Source organism: Hespellia stercorisuis DSM 15480, from assembly GCF_900142165.1.
Classification (GTDB): Bacteria; Bacillota; Clostridia; order Lachnospirales; family Lachnospiraceae; genus Hespellia; species Hespellia stercorisuis.
In genome coordinates, this window is the sequence record NZ_FQZY01000074.1 from 1 (window position 1) to 18,942 (window position 18,942).

23 protein-coding genes and 1 tRNA gene are annotated in these 18,942 nt (G+C 47.5%); 23 read left to right on the plus strand and 1 reads right to left on the minus strand.

From position 1 onward, the window contains the following. The 23 genes from BUB85_RS17480 to BUB85_RS17590 form a co-directional block, all read left to right on the plus strand. On the plus strand, positions 1 to 238 hold a 238-nt coding region (locus BUB85_RS17480), incomplete at its 5' end, for a tyrosine-type recombinase/integrase (RefSeq protein ID WP_159434675.1). A gap of 140 nt (positions 239 to 378) precedes the next feature. Then, complete coding sequence (locus tag BUB85_RS17485) at positions 379 to 756, plus strand: ExeA family protein (RefSeq protein WP_143160776.1); 378 nt, start codon at positions 379 to 381, stop codon at positions 754 to 756. Positions 757 to 759: 3 nt separating this feature from the next. After that, positions 760 to 1,074, plus strand: a complete 315-nt coding sequence (locus tag BUB85_RS17490) for a DUF6618 family protein (protein ID WP_084534110.1) — start codon at positions 760 to 762, stop codon at positions 1,072 to 1,074. A 168-nt stretch (positions 1,075 to 1,242) separates the two neighbouring features. Next, the gene (locus tag BUB85_RS17495) at positions 1,243 to 2,010 is read left to right on the plus strand and encodes a hypothetical protein (RefSeq protein ID WP_073112841.1); all 768 of its coding nucleotides are present in this window, start codon (positions 1,243 to 1,245) and stop codon (positions 2,008 to 2,010) included. Between the two features lie 637 nt (positions 2,011 to 2,647). Next, the gene (locus BUB85_RS17500; protein ID WP_073112842.1) at positions 2,648 to 3,109 is read left to right on the plus strand and encodes a low molecular weight protein-tyrosine-phosphatase; all 462 of its coding nucleotides are present in this window, start codon (positions 2,648 to 2,650) and stop codon (positions 3,107 to 3,109) included. Positions 3,110 to 3,259: 150 nt separating this feature from the next. Next, positions 3,260 to 3,688 (plus strand): 50S ribosomal protein L13, encoded by a 429-nt coding sequence (gene rplM / locus BUB85_RS17505; protein WP_073112843.1) that lies wholly within the window; start codon positions 3,260 to 3,262, stop codon positions 3,686 to 3,688. A gap of 26 nt (positions 3,689 to 3,714) precedes the next feature. Then, positions 3,715 to 4,110, plus strand: a complete 396-nt coding sequence (gene rpsI, locus BUB85_RS17510; protein WP_073112844.1) for a 30S ribosomal protein S9 — start codon at positions 3,715 to 3,717, stop codon at positions 4,108 to 4,110. 432 nt (positions 4,111 to 4,542) lie between these two features. Continuing rightward, positions 4,543 to 5,265, plus strand: a complete 723-nt coding sequence (locus BUB85_RS17515; RefSeq protein ID WP_073112845.1) for an ABC transporter ATP-binding protein — start codon at positions 4,543 to 4,545, stop codon at positions 5,263 to 5,265. Further along, entirely contained in the window at positions 5,249 to 6,886 is a 1,638-nt protein-coding gene (locus tag BUB85_RS17520; RefSeq protein WP_073112846.1) for an efflux RND transporter periplasmic adaptor subunit, read from the plus strand. The genes BUB85_RS17515 and BUB85_RS17520 overlap by 17 nt, the downstream gene beginning before the upstream one ends. Positions 6,887 to 6,891: 5 nt before the next feature. Next, positions 6,892 to 8,106: an ABC transporter permease gene (locus tag BUB85_RS17525; protein WP_073112847.1), complete on the plus strand. Its 1,215-nt coding sequence runs from the start codon at positions 6,892 to 6,894 to the stop codon at positions 8,104 to 8,106. A 43-nt stretch (positions 8,107 to 8,149) separates the two neighbouring features. Further along, entirely contained in the window at positions 8,150 to 8,311 is a 162-nt protein-coding gene (locus tag BUB85_RS21585) for a hypothetical protein (protein WP_159434676.1), read from the plus strand. Between the two features lie 57 nt (positions 8,312 to 8,368). Beyond that, positions 8,369 to 9,550, plus strand: a complete 1,182-nt coding sequence (locus BUB85_RS17535; RefSeq protein WP_073112849.1) for a M20 metallopeptidase family protein — start codon at positions 8,369 to 8,371, stop codon at positions 9,548 to 9,550. Between the two features lie 156 nt (positions 9,551 to 9,706). Next, positions 9,707 to 10,420: an IMP cyclohydrolase gene (locus tag BUB85_RS17540; RefSeq protein ID WP_073112850.1), complete on the plus strand. Its 714-nt coding sequence runs from the start codon at positions 9,707 to 9,709 to the stop codon at positions 10,418 to 10,420. A gap of 66 nt (positions 10,421 to 10,486) precedes the next feature. After that, entirely contained in the window at positions 10,487 to 11,665 is a 1,179-nt protein-coding gene (locus BUB85_RS17545; protein WP_073112851.1) for a phosphoribosylaminoimidazolecarboxamide formyltransferase, read from the plus strand. 289 nt (positions 11,666 to 11,954) lie between these two features. Beyond that, entirely contained in the window at positions 11,955 to 12,461 is a 507-nt protein-coding gene (locus tag BUB85_RS17550; protein ID WP_073112852.1) for a YcxB family protein, read from the plus strand. 76 nt (positions 12,462 to 12,537) lie between these two features. After that, complete coding sequence (gene tsaE / locus BUB85_RS17555; RefSeq protein WP_073112853.1) at positions 12,538 to 12,966, plus strand: tRNA (adenosine(37)-N6)-threonylcarbamoyltransferase complex ATPase subunit type 1 TsaE; 429 nt, start codon at positions 12,538 to 12,540, stop codon at positions 12,964 to 12,966. Between the two features lie 3 nt (positions 12,967 to 12,969). Further along, complete coding sequence (gene tsaB, locus BUB85_RS17560) at positions 12,970 to 13,827, plus strand: tRNA (adenosine(37)-N6)-threonylcarbamoyltransferase complex dimerization subunit type 1 TsaB (protein WP_084534113.1); 858 nt, start codon at positions 12,970 to 12,972, stop codon at positions 13,825 to 13,827. A 131-nt stretch (positions 13,828 to 13,958) separates the two neighbouring features. Continuing rightward, positions 13,959 to 14,477 carry a ribosomal protein S18-alanine N-acetyltransferase gene (rimI, locus tag BUB85_RS17565; protein WP_159434677.1) on the plus strand — a complete coding sequence of 173 codons (519 nt, stop codon included), beginning with the start codon at positions 13,959 to 13,961 and terminating at the stop codon, positions 14,475 to 14,477. 138 nt (positions 14,478 to 14,615) lie between these two features. Then, a complete protein-coding gene (locus BUB85_RS17570) occupies positions 14,616 to 14,852 on the plus strand; it encodes a hypothetical protein (protein WP_073112854.1) in 237 nt (78 codons plus the stop codon). A gap of 154 nt (positions 14,853 to 15,006) precedes the next feature. Beyond that, positions 15,007 to 15,918, plus strand: coding sequence for a ribonuclease Z (locus BUB85_RS17575; RefSeq protein WP_073112855.1), 912 nt, complete (start codon positions 15,007 to 15,009; stop codon positions 15,916 to 15,918). Positions 15,919 to 15,987: 69 nt separating this feature from the next. After that, positions 15,988 to 17,016: a tRNA (adenosine(37)-N6)-threonylcarbamoyltransferase complex transferase subunit TsaD gene (gene tsaD / locus BUB85_RS17580; protein WP_073112856.1), complete on the plus strand. Its 1,029-nt coding sequence runs from the start codon at positions 15,988 to 15,990 to the stop codon at positions 17,014 to 17,016. Positions 17,017 to 17,154: 138 nt separating this feature from the next. Further along, a complete protein-coding gene (gene ispD / locus BUB85_RS17585) occupies positions 17,155 to 17,865 on the plus strand; it encodes a 2-C-methyl-D-erythritol 4-phosphate cytidylyltransferase (protein WP_073112857.1) in 711 nt (236 codons plus the stop codon). 150 nt (positions 17,866 to 18,015) lie between these two features. After that, positions 18,016 to 18,101 (plus strand) — tRNA-Ser (locus tag BUB85_RS17590). 246 nt (positions 18,102 to 18,347) lie between these two features. On the opposite strand, the gene BUB85_RS22675 is transcribed toward BUB85_RS17590, so the two are convergent. Next, positions 18,348 to 18,599 (minus strand): tyrosine-type recombinase/integrase, encoded by a 252-nt coding sequence (locus BUB85_RS22675; protein WP_073112858.1) that lies wholly within the window; start codon positions 18,597 to 18,599, stop codon positions 18,348 to 18,350. Positions 18,600 to 18,942: the final 343 nt, after the last annotated feature.

Below are 18,942 nucleotides of genomic sequence, written 5' to 3' on the forward strand. Positions count from 1 at the left end.
TACCCCTCACACGATGCGCCGGACAGCCGCTTCGCATATGCTTGAATCTGGGATTGAAATGGAGGTGATCCGCACATTTCTCGGCCATTCCTCGGTGTATACCACATCTCTGTATGCTGTCCTGTCACAGCAAAAGATGGACAGAGATTTAAAAAACTGGTCTTCAAAGTGGTTCCCTGAAACGAAAGCCGAAAATGAGACACATACAATAAGCAATGTTCCTGGTTTTCTAAAATAAATATAAACCGAAGATTATTCGAGGAGATTGAGTGACAGCATTGGATTCCCCTAATATTTTTGCTATTTCCTCGAATAATCTAATCCAAGGAATAATTTGCATTACTCGAGATCTCAAGTAATGAAGAGTTCCGCTTCCTGTTGAATTACCGCTTTGATTCCATGAGTCCCATGGCACTGGTGCTTGTCGGACAGAATGAACTCTGGGACAAGCTGAATCTCCAGCGTTATGCAGCTGTAAGGCAACGCATCGATATCAACTGTATTCTGCCACACCTTGACCGCTCTGAAACAGGAAAATACATGCAGACACATCTGGCATACGCAAATGGCAGACAGGATATCTTTACCGATGCCGCTGTGGATGATATCTATAAGGAATCCACAGGAATACCAAGGCGTATTAACCGCATCTGTGAAAAGAGCCTCATGTATGCATTTCAGCAGAATCGACGTCTGATTGATGACAGCATGATTCGGTTTGTCATTGACCACGAGATGCTGAAGGGTGGTGAGTGAGCCATGATATCATACATTTGCCATGGATTATCCGGCATGAACCGCAAGCAATGGGAAGGACAGATTCATCTGATTCACACCAAACCGCCCTATGAAGCGGAAGTAATTGCCGAAGGAAGTACCTTTCACTTGCTGTTTGGACCGCATGCTTATGGAAACTATATTTGTATTCCCAACTGGAATGTCGGAAGTGAACTTGCTGCATTAACAGATCAGTTTTGGAATACAGAGAGATTAATTCAGTATTCAGGTCTTTCAAAAACTGATGCGTGCAGCGTGGCCTCTGCACTTACAGAACTTAGTAAGTACATACAGTAATACACCGCTGGCAGGTATTGCCTGCCGGCAAACCAAAAGGAACATTTGACACAAATCTAAGCAAAACCTTGTCAGTGCAAAAAAGCAAGATTGTGACAAGCGACCAGGTCAGTAACACCAGTATCTGGAGATGAAGCTGAGAGAGTATGTCTTTATGAACAGGGAGATATGGTACTACCTTTAGGAAATTTCGGTGCACAGAGCAGAAAAAATGCATATGGGTATACTTATGCAGATAAGACTAAACCAAAAGAACGCCGTTATGTGTCAACAAACTGGGTGTATCCATTTGGAAATACTAATGCATCTATGGTTGCTGCTGATATCTATAAACTGTGTTATCCTAGAGTGGAAGTTCCACCTTGTGGAATAGAATTGCATCTGTATCAGAATGAGAGTGGAGAAATATTTGTGATTGCTGATATGACAGATGAAATCAGAGAAAAGTATTTAAAGGAAACGATTAATTTGTTTCTTGAAATATATGGTGTCTGCTATATTTTTGAAGAAAATATTCAGATTGATAATTCAACGAGAAGGCAAAGATGTAACTGGGAGATATTACCAGCAGGAGAACTTCCAAGTAAGCATATTAAAAAACAGTTGATGGAGCATAGACAAAAGATAGACACATATAGCATTTTTAGACTTGAGTACATGGAGACATTTAAAACGGAAAAGATTGTCGAAGGCATAAATGGATTTAATGGGTATTATGCATATGTGTTTAATAACTATTGTGTTTTGGAATCTGCGGTTTATGGTAATGCGACATATATAATTCCTAAAGAGAACTGGGAATTATTGAGTCAAAAGAAAAAAAGAGAGCTTTTTAACGAAGAGAAGGTAATAGCAAAGTTAGACCATACAGAAAAATGGCAGAAAAATATCATGGGATGTTTAACAAACTGGGAATTGCATAAGCATAAAGTTTAGTTGCCCAGATATCTAGAACTTAAAAGTTCTGACACCGTTTCACCCAAGATGATAAATCAAGGGACGGAGCGGTGTTATTTCTTATATTTAAAAGTATTAAACACAGAGGTCTCGAAGTGGCTTTCTTTTTTTATGCCTTAGAAGTGGAAAGGAGATTTTATGATTTACAGTTATGGGAGAGTACCAACAAAAGGACAGGCTAAGGATGATAATAGCCTAGAGGCATGGGAAAGATTGATCAAGGAGCATGGAGCAGGTAGCAGATCTATTTGGTAAATTCGGAAGACTCAAGAAAATTGGTAATAATGTTGCTTTGTTGATTTTATTTCACCAGTTCTGGCATTCGTTTTTATAAAGCAAATGTGAGATGCCCAACATCTGACACAAACTGTTCACGGGCAGTTTTTCATTCGCTGACTTCTCTGGTAGCAAGATAGTTATTCCAGATGCGGAAGGGAGTGTATTGGTATATTGGATCGTTGCTCTTGGATTTCTGTTTTACCTACATTTTCACCTTTTGTGGTGGCAAAGATATGCAAGAATATACTAAGAAACAGTGAAAATAAGAGATGATAAAAGGGGCTCAAGATCTGAGGGATATGGGCTTTTGTCACAATAGGAAAGGATATACCAAGATATGATAAAAATACTATTCATCTGCCACGGCAACATCTGCAGGAGCCCGATGGCCGAGTTCGTAATGAAAGACATGATACAAAAAAGGGGACTCACAGACCAGTTCCACATCGCCTCCGCCGCGACCAGCATGGAAGAGATCGGCAATCCGGTGCATCCCGGAACCCGCAGGAAACTGGCAGAGCACGGAATCCGAACAGACGGAAAGCGGGCGGTTCAGCTTCGGAGAACAGATTATGAGAAATATGACTATCTGATTGCCATGGAACAGTACAACATCCGGAGAATGCAGTCGATCGTCGGCAAGGATCCGGACAACAAGATTTGTTGCCTGCTGGATTTTTCGGAGCATCCGCGGGATATTGCAGACCCCTGGTATTCCGGGAATTTCGATGTGACATACGACGATATTGTGGAAGGCTGTGAGGCAATGCTGCAAAAAATCACCGATTTGTCGAAATAAACATTTTACTTGGAAAACGGTTGACACACACGGATTCGTGTAATATAATAGTACAGCATGACAAAACGAAACAGTACGCACCAATGCCCCGGAGCGGCCTGGTTTCATAAGAAAACTAAAATTGAAATTGATTATACAGGAGGTAAATCCATGAAAACTTATATGGCTAATCCAGAAAAAGTTGAGAGAAAATGGTATGTAGTTGATGCTGAAGGATGTACATTAGGACGTCTTTCATCAGAGATTGCAAAAGTTTTAAGAGGAAAGAATAAACCGATTTATACACCACACGCTGATACAGGTGATTATGTAGTGGTTGTAAACGCTGACAAGGTTACAGTATCTGGTAAGAAGTTAGACCAGAAAGTATACTATCATCATTCAGATTATGTAGGTGGAATGAAAGAGACTACCTTAAGAGAAATGATGGCTAAGAAACCTGAAAAAGTAATCGAACTTGCTGTAAAAGGTATGCTTCCAAAAGGACCTTTGGGAAGACAGATGATCACAAAACTTCACGTATACGCTGGACCAGAGCATGAACAGCAGGCTCAGAAACCAGAAGTATTGACATTTTAAGGATAGGTTGAAAGGAGGATATTACATTGGCTAGTGCAAAGTATTACGGAACAGGAAGAAGAAAAAAATCAATCGCAAGAGTATATTTAGTACCTGGAACAGGTAAAATCACAATAAATAAAAGAGATATCGACGAATACCTCGGTCTTGAGACACTCAAGGTTGTAGTTCGTCAGCCACTCGTTGCAACACAGACAAACGACAAGTTTGATGTGTTAGTAAACGTACATGGTGGTGGATACACAGGACAGGCTGGAGCAATCCGTCACGGTATCGCAAGAGCGTTACTTCAGGTAGATTCTGACGAGTACAGATCAACACTGAAGAAGGCTGGTTACTTAACACGTGATCCACGTATGAAAGAGCGTAAGAAATATGGTCTCAAATCAGCTCGTAGAGCACCACAGTTCTCAAAACGATAATAAATCGTCACAAAGAGATAAGCAGCTATCTGCAGAAAAATATGTACAAAAGAAGCCCGGAATGCTTGCATTCATGGGCTTTTTTCGTACATTTTTATTCTTGCACTCCCAGAGAATATCCGAATTTTACAGAGGAATGCCAGTGCAAACTCGCGCTGGTTGTCTTGTCGCGCCCACAAACTGACGCATTAACACATTGCAGAAAAAGAAATCCATGGTACAATAAAAAAGTGTGTGCCTATCTTAAGGAAATGTTAAGGTTTATTTAATGAAAAGAAAAAATGGATTTTGTATGATATAAGCGTGCAGAAAATGAAAGCCGATCTGTGCTGGGGAGAACCCGCCGCAGGTGGAATAAGCCTTGAGGCCTATGCGGATGCCAGGCGGACAATACTTACTTTTAAATGCATCTGCTCAACAGGAGGGAATGGAATGGAGACTTTAATCAGACTTTGCGATGTATGCAAAGTATACAACCCGGGAGAAAACGAAGTCCGGGCACTGGATCACGTGAACCTGAATATCGACGTCGGAGAGTTTGTGGCCATCGTCGGACATTCCGGATCCGGAAAATCCACACTGATGAATATGCTCGGTTGTCTGGATACACCGACATCCGGTGACTACGAATTACATGGCCGCGAAGTACTGAAACTGACAGATAACGAGCTGTCGGAGATTCGCAATGAGGAGATCGGATTTATATTTCAGGGATTCAATCTGATTGCTAATCTGAATGCAGTGGATAACGTGGAGTTGCCGCTCATCTACCGCGGAATCGGAAAAAAAGAGCGGAGAAAACTGGCAGGCGAAGCCCTGGAGAAAGTTGGACTGGGGGCACGTATGAATCACAAGCCCTCCGAGATGTCCGGTGGACAGCAGCAGCGTGTGGCAATTGCAAGAGCCATTGCATCCGGACCACCTGTGATTCTGGCTGATGAGCCGACTGGAAATCTGGATTCCAAGTCAAGCAGAGAAATCCTTGGAATTTTGCGGGGGCTGTACGAGTCGGGGAGGACAGTGATACTGATCACCCATGATGATGACATTGCCAGACAGGTAAAACGGGTTATAAGGATAGAGGATGGAAAAATAGAGGCTGATTATCAAAACGAGGAAAATGAGGAGGATGAGGGAGATGTTCAAGAAGCATAAAAAAGCAAAAATAGCAGCCATTGTAGTCGGCTGTGTTGTAGTCGTCGGGGGGGTTATAGCTGTTCGGGCGATGAAGTCATCGGCATCGGGAATGCCCGTCGAGGTGACGAAGACTGAGAAAGGTGATGTGGTGAGTACGCTCAATGTCACAGGGGATGTCACGAGTGGAAACACGAAGACTTATTATTCGCCGGTAAATGCCAAGATCAACGTGTGCAACGGCGAGGATGGCGCAACGGTGGAGAGTGGAACACTGATTATCGGGTATGACACCTCAACTCTGGCGCAGGATAATCAGAAAGCCCAGCTCGAGAGTGCCGTGACAGCGAATGGCAATCTTGATACTGTGGCGAAGGCGGCGCAGGCAGCGGCGAGAACCACGCGGGATGAAGGATCGATTCAGGCGGATATCGATGCGTCCCAGGCACATATTGCGGATCTGAACGTGGCAATTGCAGACCGGACAAATCAACTGACCTCCGATGCAAGCCAGTACGTGACAGATGCCACGATCGCATATGAGAACGCCAATGCAGAACTGACGGATCTGATGGCGCAGCTGACGGACGTACAGACGAAACTGAACGATAAGGTAAGCCCTCCGGAAGAGGAAGAAAAGAAGAAGCTGGAACAGCAGGTGAAAGATCTTACGGATCAGATTGAACCAAAGAAAGCGGAAGTGCAGGAGCTGGAAAATGAAAAGACAAGGGCGACCGGCGAGACACCTACGCCTGCGACAGATGACCAGATCGTGGCGTGGAATAATGAACTTACACAGGAACAGTCAACTCTGTCAGAGCTGCAGTCAGAGCTTGCAACGGCGAAGAGTGAGACGAAGGCTGCAGCGACAGCCGGTGTGACAGATGCAGCGCAGGCGCAGATGAGTGCACAGAACAATCTGGCACAGCTGGCGGCGTCCACGACAGAGCAGCTTCTGGCGCAGGGACAGGACGGGATGAAGACTGAATTTAAGGGTGTTCTCTCAGACATGAAAGTGAAGCAGGGCGCACTGGTGACACAGGGAGCAGAACTGTTTACCGTTTCCAGTAATGAGGATGTGTATGTCAAGGTTCCGGTATCCAAGGCGGACTACAATAAAGTACAGACTGGACAGACCGCTAAGATCACCATCGGTCAGAAAGAATATAAGGGAACCGTTACAGAAATCAGCAAGATAGCCACCAAGACGGAGCAGGGCGGTCAGGTAATCAACACGAAGGTGCGTGTGGACAATGCGGACAGCGACATTTACCTGGGAGTGCAGGCTAAGGTGGTTCTGAATATAGGAAATGTAAAGGATGTCCTTCGCGTAGAATCTGCGGCAGTGAATACAGATACGGATGGAGATTTCTGCTATGTGGTAGATGAGAACAACAAAGTAGTGCGCAAGAACGTTACTATCGGTCTGAGTGCGACAGATTACACAGAGGTCAAGGATGGTCTCAAGGCTGACGAGCAGGTGATCCGGGAATTGCCTGACGGTGTGGAAGAAGGAAGTGCTGTAACCGTACAGGGCGACGGCAAATCAGATGAGACAGATGGCAAATCAGGTAAGTCAGATGATAAATCAGGTGAGACAGACGACAAATCGGACGGTGCGGCATCGGGAGAAGAGGAGTAATACGAATGGGACGATTGGGTGAATATTTTAAAATGGCCATCGACAGCATCCGTTCGAATAAGGGGAGGACGCTGCTGACCATGTTGGGAATCATTATCGGAATCTCTTCGGTGATTATGATCACGACCATCGGAAATGGGCTCCAGGGTTCCATCAAAGACCTGTACGGAAGTGTTGGAAATGTGATGTATGTCTGGCCAGGGGAAGATGCGGAATCATCTCCGGAGGAAATCACAGAAACAGATATGGAAGAAATCAGGGAAATAGAAGGGATCACAGGTGTCACACCGACGGGGAGTGCCAAAGGAAAGCTGACAACACGCAAAGGCAATTTCGACACAAACATCAGCGTGGGAAATGCAGATATGGAGAGTACAGATCGATTGGATATCCTGTACGGCAGATTTTTTACATCCAGTGAGGCAGATGGAGGCAGTATGGTGTGTGTAATACCGGAGGCAGATGCCGAGAAACTGTACGGTGCAAAAAACGTTGTCGGGCAGAAACTGGACATTGAGGTGGCCGGAAGTATACAGGAGGCAGAAATCGTAGGAGTCAGCAAGTCCCAGACAACCAGCGGAATTATGGCGATGATGATGGGAAATACCGACAAGATTACACTCTATATGCCGATGAATGCATTGAATGTCTGGGGGTATGATTACTCGTATACGGCAGAAATCTACATCTCGGCGGAGGAAGGTGTGGCGGCGGATTACATGGAAAAAGAGACCATGGATATCCTGAAGCGAAATCACAGCGTGAAAAATGAGAAGATATTTGAGGCTTATACTGCTGCAGGAGAGCAGGATCAGATGACTTCTATGTTCAGCATGATCACCGTGTTTATCACCGTGGTTGCTGCCATAGCACTTCTGGTAGGGGGAATCGGAATCATGAACATCATGCTGGTGTCCGTGACGGAGCGGACCAGAGAGATTGGTATTCGCAAGTCCCTCGGGGCAAAAACCGGATCCATCATGATCCAGTTCCTCGCAGAATCGGCAATCATCGCACTGATCGGCGGAGGAATCGGAATAATATGCGGTATCATTCTTGGACTTGTCGTATGCGCAGTGCTGAGCATGACGGCAGCCATTCCGTGGAGCGCGGCACTGTGGGCAACGTTGTTCGCCTGCGGGATCGGCCTGTTTTTCGGAATTTACCCGGCTCGCAAAGCGGCAAAGCTGAGCCCGATCGAGGCATTGAGAAGAGAATAAATATAGAAAGCTGTTGATAATCGTTGATTTATCAGCAGCTTTTTTGTGGTATACTATTCGCGGAGGCAACGAGCGGAGGCAACGAGCGGAGGCAACGAGCGGAGGCAACGAGCGGAGGCAACGAGCGGAGGCAACGAGCGGAGGCAACGAGCGGAGACAACGAGCGGAGGCAACGAGCGAGGGCGATGAGCAGAGCAGCAGATGACAACTGGTCAAGGTGCCTGTATATTCTTATGTATCTGGAAAGGAAGGGACGAAAAAAATGAGCGAACAATGGAAACTGACAACAGAGCAGACAGAAAAAATCCGGGAGATCCGAATCCATCTCCATGAACATCCGGAGGTATCCTGGGAGGAATGGGAAACTTCGGCGTACATCAGACAGATTCTGGAGAAGCTCCCGGGGGTGGAAATCATTCCAAATCCGGTAGAGACGGCGGTGATAGCCAGAATCAAGGGCGGCAGCTCCGGGCGGAACATAGCCCTGCGGGCAGACATTGACGCACTTGTGGTGACGGAGGCGTGGGAGTCAGAGCACGTTTCTCAGAACCCGGGGGTCTGCCATGCCTGTGGTCATGATTTCCACGCGGCATCTCTTCTCGGAGCGGCCATGGTCCTGAGTGAGCACAGGGAGGAGCTTCTGGGGGACGCGATTCTCATTTTCCAGCCGGCGGAGGAGACCACGACCGGCGCGAAGGCTTTGATTGAGACCGGATTCTTAAAAGCGCTTGGGGTAGAAGCTGTCTTTGGACTACACAACCGTCCGGAGGTGGAGAGTGGAAATGTGGTGGTCAATCCGGGGCCGATGATGACGGCAAAGAAAAACTTTCGCATCACGATCCATGGTGTGGGTGGACACGGGTCCATGCCGGAACTCTGCGTGGATCCCATTGTGTGTTCGAGTGCCATGGTACAGAATCTGCAGACCATCGTCAGCAGAAACGTTGCCCCGCAGGAGGCTATGGTGTTGACCATCGGTTCCATTCATGGGGGAACGCAGGAGAATCTGGTGGTGGACACGGTGAATATGACGGGCAGTATGCGGACCTTCAGCCCGGAAGTACAGGAGCGCGGACTGGAGCGCATGAATGCAATCGTGGAGCACACGGCACTTGCCTATGAGTGCACGGCGGAGTTGGAGATCGTGGAAGAAATCCCGTCCGTGTGGAACGGCCAGGCCATGTACGAGATTGCTATAGAAGCCACAAAAAGGGCAGTGGGGGAGGAACGGATCGTGACGGCTCAGCCCTCCATGGCGTCTGAAGATTTCGCCAATTTTATGCAGGAGGTGCCCGGATTTTTCTACTGGTTCGGAAACCGAAGAGCAGAGGATGAATGCTTTGCATGGCATAACGATCATTTTCACGTGGATGATGAGGCACTGCCGTATGCAGTACTCGTGATGGCGCAGTCAGTGGTGACGGCACAGGAACTACTGAAATAAATATTAATGCTGCACTAATCGCAAGTTTTGATTGAACTCTTGGTGGTTCATGAGTATAATAGATAGAATGAAAGTTCGCTTTACGGATGTTAGGGATAAAACAGCCGGTGTTAGGAACCGTAATCACATTAATTCAGATTATAAGGAGAAAGATTCATGAAAATGGTATCGATTGAAAAAGAGTTACAGGGAAATTCATACCCGGGAAGAGGAATCATCATCGGAAGAAGCAAGGATGGCAGTCAGGCAGTGACCGCGTATTTTATTATGGGCCGCAGTGAGAACAGCCGCAACAGAGTGTTCGTGGAAGAAGGAGCAGGAATCCGCACACAGGCATTTGATCCATCCAAGCTGACAGATCCGAGCCTGATCATCTACGCGCCGGTACGTGTACTTGGCAACAAGACGATTGTGACAAACGGAGATCAGACAGATACTATATATGAAGGAATGGACAGTCAGATGACATTCGAGCAGTCACTGCGTTCCAGAGAGTTTGAGCCGGATGGCCCGAACTACACACCGAGAATTTCGGGTATCATGCATCTGGAAGACGGAAGATACAACTACGCGATGTCTATCTTGAAGAGCAATAACGGCAATCCGGAGTCATGCAGCCGTTACACCTTCGCGTACGAGAATCCGGTTGCGGGAGAAGGACATTTTATCCACACTTATATGCAGGATGGCAATCCACTCCCAAGCTTTGAGGGTGAGCCGAAGCTGATCGGAATCGATCAGGACATCGACGCATTTACAGAGACGCTCTGGAACAGTCTGAATGAGGACAACAAGGTGTCATTATTTGTCAGATATATTGATATTGCAAGCGGAACATACGAGACAAAGATCGTTAATAAAAACATGTAAGAGGAAGAGACGATCTTGTGCAGGGCACATGGGCGGCTTACTACATATTATTTAGGAGGAACGAAGATGAAAGAATTAGAATTAAAATACGGATGCAATCCAAATCAGAAACCATCAAAAATCTATGTGGCGGACGGAGGAGAACTTCCGATTCAGGTGCTCTGTGGGAAACCGGGATATATCAATTTTCTGGATGCATTTAACGGCTGGCAATTAGTACGTGAGCTGAAGGCGGCAACGGGACTTCCGGCAGCTACTTCTTTTAAGCATGTGTCACCGGCGGGGGCAGCAGTAGGACTTCCGCTCTCAGACACGCTTGCGAAGATTTACTGGGTGGACGATCTGGGAGAACTGTCTCCACTGGCAAGTGCATACGCGAGAGCGAGAGGTGCAGACAGAATGTCTTCCTTCGGAGACTTTATCTCTTTGTCAGATGTCTGCGATGTGGACACTGCAAAGCTGATTAAACGCGAAGTTTCAGACGGCGTGATCGCACCGGGATATGAGCCGGAGGCGTTGGAGATTCTGAAACAGAAAAAGAACGGTAATTACAATGTGATTCAGATTGACCCGGATTACGTGCCGGCGCCGATCGAGCATAAAGAAGTGTTTGGCGTTACATTTGAGCAGGGAAGAAATGAACTGAAGATCGATGCGGATTTCTTCTCTAATGTTGTGACAGAGAACAAAACGCTGAGCGAGCAGGCAAAGATTGATCTTGCAATTTCTATGATCACCCTGAAGTACACGCAGTCTAACTCTGTGTGCTTTGTAAAAGACGGACAGGCAATCGGAATCGGTGCGGGGCAGCAGTCGCGTATCCACTGTACCAGACTTGCCGGTTCCAAGGCGGACAACTGGTTCCTTCGTCAGTCACCACAAGTGCTGGGGCTACAGTTTGTGGATGGAATCAGACGCGCGGACAGAGACAATGCAATCGATCTCTATATCGGAGAGGATTACATGGACGTGTTAAATGATGCGGCATGGCCGAACATTTTCAAAGTGAAACCGGAAGTGTTTACGAGAGAAGAAAAACGGGCATGGTTAGATCAGATGACAGATGTTGCGCTGGGATCTGATGCGTTCTTCCCGTTTGGTGACAATATTGAGAGAGCACATAAGAGCGGTGTTACTTACATTGCGCAGCCGGGCGGTTCTGTCCGGGATGACAATGTCATTGATACATGCAACAAATATGGAATTGCGATGGCATTTACGGGAATCCGTCTGTTCCATCACTAGAACACCGTAAACTAAATAACTACCCGGACAAGCTTAATGTGGTAGTTATTTAGGAGACGATGTACCAAAATACTGTGAAACGAAAAGCAAATGTGTCGACGCAGAGATGAGCTGACTGGCAAAATGTCATTGCGGCACTGTGCCGGGGCGGGGAAGAGGAGCGGGTGAAATATCAGCTTCTCTTGTCTGCGTCGCGGGAAGGCACAGCACTGCGTCAGGAGAATGCAATAGAAGGAACGTTTGATTTACATCCATGATACAGTGGCAGATAAGAGTGCGGAGGAGGCAAATGTCAGCAAAATTTCAAATAACCATGACGCAGAAGGACATATTTGATTTTATGATTTATCATACATATACTCATGTCAGCGGGATACTTGGCGTGGTGATCGGGGTGGTATGTCTGGCACTCGGAGTGACACAGTTTCAGCAGGGCAGTGAATTGATCGCGGCAGCGGAATGGTTTCTGGCACTGGCATTTCTGGTGTACACGCCTTTCAGTCTGTGGCACAAGTCGGGGGAACAGCTGAAAAAGACAGAGATGTTCCGGGAGCCGATAAGCTACGAGGTGAATGAGAACGGTGTTGCTGCAGGGCAGGGGAAGAACAGGCAGCAGTATCCGTGGAACTCATTTTACAAGGCCGTTTCGACGAATCAGGCTTTGATTATCTATATGTCGAAGGCGCAGACCTTGATTCTGCCAATCGGGCAGTTGGGTGAGAATTATGCGGCTGTGGTTCAGGTAATCTCCACAAACATGCCACCGGATAAAGTCAAAATCAGGCGGGTGAGCTAGATGCTGTGCGGGCATTGAGGTTCCTTCAGTCAGCAGCGGGTTCCTCCTCAGTACAAGAAGCAAAGGAAAAGAGAACATGGTAATAGAGACAAAATGTCCGCAGCAGACATTCGCCATTGGCGAGCAGCTGGGGAAAAGGGCAAAACCGGGACAGGTATTCACATTGGTGGGGGATCTGGGCGTCGGGAAAACAGTGTTTACACAGGGACTGGCCAGGGGACTCGGAATTGAGGAGCCCATCAACAGTCCGACATTTACGATCGTGCAGGTATATGAGGAAGGACGTCTGCCCTTCTACCATTTCGATGTGTACAGGATCGGTGATGTGGACGAGATGGACGAGGTTGGCTTTGAGGAGTATGTCTACGGGGAAGGCGTGAGCCTGATCGAGTGGGCGAATCTGATCGAGGAACTTCTCCCGGAACAGCGCGTCGAGATCACGATAGAAAAAGATTTAAACAATGGATTTGATTATCGGAGAATCACCATAGAGGAAAGGAAGTAAAATATGCGAGTATTAGCAATAGACAGTTCAGGGCTTGTCGCCACGGTAGCGATTGTGGAGGAAGATCACACACTGGCAGAATATACGGTGGATTACAAGAAGACCCACTCTCAAACATTGCTTCCAATGCTGGATGAGGTGGTGAAGATGACGGAGCTGGATCTCCAGACCATCGATGCCATCGCGATCTCAGGAGGCCCGGGGTCATTTACGGGGCTGCGTATCGGATCGGCGACGGCGAAAGGGCTGGGGCTCGCGCTGAACAAGCCGCTGATTCATGTTCCGACACTGGACGGACTTGCGTTTAACGTTTATGGATGCAGGGAAATTATCTGCCCAATCATGGATGCAAGGCGTAATCAGGTATACACAGGTATGTATACATTTTTAGAGGAAGAGTTACGAATTTTGGAACGCCCGGTGGCGATTTCTGTCGGAGAGCTGATCGAGCGTCTGAACGGTTGGAACAGACCCGTTGTATTTCTGGGGGATGGAGTTCCGGTTTACAAGGAACTGCTGAGGAAAGGGCTGAAGATATCTTATACATTTGCCCCGCAGCATATGAACCGCCAGAGAGCGGCTTCCGTAGGGACGCTGGGAATGCGCTATATGAAGCAGGGGCGCATCGAGAGTGCCATGGACCATCAGCCGGAATATCTGCGTATGTCCCAGGCGGAGCGTGAGCGTCTGGAGCGGGAAACCGAGGAGAAGAAAGCGGCGGAAGAGAGAAAAAAGGCCGAGGAGAAGGCCCTGGAATATAAAAAGTGGAGAGATGATCCAGAAGCACCGGGGATGGAGGCGACCGTGCCGGACGAGAACGCATTAGATGGCATTATGCCAGACAGCGGTTCCGCGGATTGATCGTCCGTAAGTATACCCGCTACTTCCAGTGCGCAGAGCATGAAGTGGTGGGGAAGGCGGTATGAAACGGAGCAAGGGTACGGAACAAGAAGAGCTTGGATGAACGTTCTTAGATGGAGCAGGAGCGCAGTATGAAAATTTACAAAAACATGCAGGCGGCCGCTAAAGCCGATGCCGTGAGCCCGGAACGGGAGAGCAGAAAGTTGATTTGCAGAAAAATGAATGCAGCCGATGTGGTGGATGTCGCGAGGCTGGAGCAGGAACTTTTTCCGGATCCGTGGAGTGCGGTCAGCATCGGCGAGTCTGGAAAACTGCCGGATGCGGACTGTACGGTCGTGGAATCAGAAGGCGAAGTGGTTGGGTATTACATTTTCTACCGCTCCTTTGATGAGGGAGAACTCATTCGCATCGGCGTGGCAAAAAGCGGACAGCGCAGAGGGGTAGGGCGTTTTCTGATGCAGTGCATGGAACAATGCTGCAGGGAGAAGGATGTTCGGAGGATTCTGTTGGATGTCCGAGAACAGAATCAGGCAGCCAGATCCTTTTATCGGAGTCAGGGGTTTGTGGAGGATGGAATCCGCAGAAACTTTTACTCCGGACCGACGGAGGATGCAGTGCTCATGAGCCGTGAGCTGAATGTTCTGAAATAGTCCAGCGCTTCTGGTGTGCAGGACGTCGGGGCGCGCACACAGATTGGAAAATGAGGAAACAGTTCCCACTAGTCATAGGCCTGCCGGACAGATATAATGAGTTCGTAACGCGAAACACGGATTCATAGGAGGAACTGTATGCGAAAATATAGTAGTGAACAGCAGGAAAAACAGATGGTGAAAAAAATTATCTGCAATCGATGCGGAAAAGAGATTTCGGCAGAGAATGGAATCCGGACGGAGGGGGTATTTTCCGTGGATTTTCGGTGGGAGTATCCGGCGGACAAGGATGGCGAGCGGCATCAGTTTGATCTGTGCGAGTCCTGCTATGATCGGATGACTGCGGAGTTTGTGGTTCCGGTTGAAATGGAATAAAGTCAATTTGCACAATGACTGAAATCGAGAATCTGAAATCGAGGACCTGAAATCAAGGAGCTGGAATCAGCAATCTGAAATCAAGAGCCTGAAGTCGGAAACTCAGAAGAAAGAACAAGGGAATGAGAGTTCAGAATAGAAATAGAGGGAATATATGTTAGATGTATGTTTGTTAGGATGCGGTGGGATGATGCCGCTGCCATATCGCTGGCTTACAGCGCTTATGACGAGATTTAACGGCAGCAGTCTCCTTATCGACTGCGGAGAAGGAACACAGATTGCAATCAAAGAAAAAGGGTGGAGCTTTAAGCCGATTGATGTGATCTGTTTTACGCATTATCACGGAGACCACATCAGTGGACTTCCGGGACTTTTGTTGACAATGGGCAATGCAGACCGCAGAGAGCCGCTGACCCTGATCGGACCGAAGGGGCTGGAACGGGTGGTATCGGCACTCCGGGTCATTGCGCCGGAGCTCCCATTTCCGATCATTTACAAGGAGATTGAGGGAGCGGAGCAGACATTTGAACTGAATGGATACCGCCTTAAGGCGTTCCGTGTTAATCACAATGTTCTCTGCTACGGATATACACTGGAAATCGACCGGATCGGCAGATTCCAGGTGGACAAGGCGAAAGAGCTGGGCCTTCCGGTGCAGTGCTGGAATGCGCTGCAGAAGGGCGGATCCGTTGAATGGGAAGGCAGAACAGTCACCTCGGATATGGTGCTGGGAGCACCGCGCAAGGGAATCAAGCTTACGTACACGACCGACACCCGCCCCACGGATTCCATCCGTGAGAATGCAGTGGATTCTGATCTTTTCATCTGCGAAGGCATGTACGGGGAGAAGGACAAGCTGGCCAAGGCAAAGGAATACAAGCACATGACCTTCTATGAGGCTGCGGAGCTTGCGAAGGGTGCCGGGGTAGGTGAAATGTGGCTGACACATTACAGTCCGTCACTTACCAGACCAGAGGAATACATGGACGATGTGCGTGCAATCTTTCCGCGGGCGAAGGCTGGAAAAGACCGGATGTCGCTGGAACTGGATTTTGACGAGGCGTAGGGCGTCCCGGAGAGATCGGAGCAAAGGCAAATCTGTACAGTTGTATAGGGGTAATTGGTAGGAGGCATTATGAGAGAAATAAGAAATGTAAATATACTGGCGATAGAGAGTTCCTGTGACGAGACGGCCGCATCGGTGGTCTGCAACGGGCGGGAGATGCTCTCCAACGTCATTTCATCACAGATAGATCTGCATACGCTGTATGGCGGTGTAGTTCCGGAGATCGCATCCAGAAAACACATCGAGAAGATCAACCAGGTAATCGAGGAGGCACTTCGGGAAGCCGGCATGACGCTGGATAATATCGATGCCATCGGTGTGACATACGGTCCGGGACTTGTGGGCGCACTTCTGGTCGGTGTGGCGGAGGCGAAGGCGATTGCTTACGCGAAAAACCTGCCGTTAGTCGGCGTGCATCATATCGAGGGACACATCTCCGCGAACTATATCGAAAACAAGAATCTGGAGCCGCCGTTCATCTGTCTGGTCGTATCCGGCGGGCATACCCATCTGGTGTGCGTAAAAGACTACGGCAAATACGACATTATCGGAAGAACACGGGACGATGCGGCAGGCGAGGCGTTTGACAAAGTGGCGCGTGCGATTGGGCTGGGTTATCCGGGCGGGCCAAAGATTGATAAGCTTTCCAAAGAGGGAAATCCCAATGCAATTCCATTTCCGAAGGCGCACATGGATGACGCTCCTTATGATTTCAGCTTCAGCGGTCTGAAATCGTCGGTGCTGAATTACATCAATGCGTGTGAGATGAAGCATGTTGAGTACAACAGGGCAGATATCGCGGCCTCTTTCCAGAAAGCTGTGATCGATGTCCTTGTGGAAAATACGATGAAGGCTGTGGATAGGTATGATATGAACCGTTTCGCAATCGCCGGCGGCGTGGCATCTAACAGCAGTCTGCGTGCGGCTATGGAAGTGGCATGTGCGGAGCGCGGTGTACAGTTTTTCCATCCGTCTCCGATTCTGTGTACCGACAATGCGGCGATGATCGGAGCCGCGGCGTACTACGAGTACATGGCGGGAACGAGACACGGGCTGGATCTGAATGCAGTGCCGAACTTGAAGCTGGGCGAACGTTAAAGTCATGGCGGGAGCGGCAGACAGGATCGCTCCGGCTGAATAAGATAAAAGAGGCGGGATTGCTCCGGCCGAATAAGACAAAAACGACAGGATTGCTCCGGCCGAATAAGACAAAACAGACAGATTGGAAGAAATGATATGCAACTGAGTACAAAGAAAAGATGCACCGCGATTGTCCTTGCAGCGGGGCAGGGAACGCGGATGGGCACAGAGATACAGAAGCAGTACCTGGAGCTGGATGGCAGACCGGTACTGTATTATTCCCTGCGCACATTTCAAGATTCCCCGCTGATAGATGAAATCGTGCTGGTGGTTGGCGAAGGACAGGAGTCCTACTGCAGAAAAGAAATCGTGGAACGGTTCGGAATCCATAAAGTGAGCCGGATCACCTGTGGCGGGACAGAACGCTACCACTCAGTCTGGAATGGTCTGCAGGAGCTTTCAGATGACGGATACGTTTTTATACACGACGGTGCACGTCCATTTGTGGATGAGGAGATCATAGAGCGGGTGTATGAGCACGTGGTGGAATACGATGCGTGTGTGGTCGGCATGCCGGTAAAAGATACCATAAAGACAGTCGACGAGCAGGACTTTGTGACGGCAACACCAAACCGGAATCTGGTCTGGATGATACAGACCCCCCAGGTTTTCAGAACCGACATTGTGAAAAAGGCATACGGGCTTTTGATGGAGTGTGGAGCGGAAAATATCACCGATGACGCGATGGTCGTGGAACAGATGCTTTCCCTGCCGATCAGGCTGGTGCGGGGGAGCTATGAGAATATCAAAATCACAACACCGGAGGATCTGGAGATAGCAGGTGTATTTGTGAGACGAAAGAAGTAAAAAATGCTTTATGAACATCCGTGCTTCAATAAATGAAAAACGAATGAAAAATAAAAATGAAAAAATGTTTTTGAGATATTGACAAAATGGATATAGCTATGGTAGAATACATATTGTCGCTGACAAAGAGCGACACAATTAAATAAGTGTGGAGAGGTATCGAAGTGGTCATAACGAGGCGGTCTTGAAAACCGTTTGTCCGAGAGGGCGCGTGGGTTCGAATCCCACCCTCTCCGCTTGACTGAGAATAGTGGAAACCCTGTAATATCAAGGGTTTCCGTTATTTTTTTGTTTTCTAACACTAGTGTAAAGTGGTCACAAATCAATATAAAGTGGTCACAATTTCGAAAAAACCTACATCTTGCGTATTCTACGCGCTTTTTCCATTTTTTTGAAAAATTGATAATATTACCAACTGACAGAGCATCAAGAGCATCAACGATTTCCTTTTTTGATTCCTCGGGACGGGATAAATCGTAGTTTTAAAATTCTTCAGTAGTTGTTTCTTTTCGGTGGCCCATGAATTCTGCAATGGTCTTGATATGTACACCGTTTTTGTAAAGAAGTGATCCATAGGTTTTTCTCATCTTATGAAAACTTCGATAAAAACGATCTTCTTTTGGCGTATCAGGCATATCGAATTTCTTATGACAAAAGAGTTCAAGCTTAGACCGAACAGTATTTGCTTTTAGAATCGTACCATCCTCTAAAGTGAAAAGATACTCAGGATTCATATTAAGCTTTTTGTAATGTTCATCGTAACTGTTCAGAACCCCCTTGGGGAACTAATTAATTTTTGTACAAAACAGAGAATTTTTAAAACCTGTTTTGCGATATTATTTCGGTAATTGGTGGATAACCAATTGTTTGTGATTGAATAATTTAATTCATTGTGGATTACTCTTTCAATCTTTCAAATAACTCTGATTCAAAGCCAAATTCTATGGCTTTTGAATATATTTAACAACAACTGAACATTGAAAAACATTACTTATCCACAGTCATTTTCACCATAGGTGAATCTATGTGAATTCGCTTTTTTCCTGAGTTTTTAGTACAATGGAGACATAAAACACA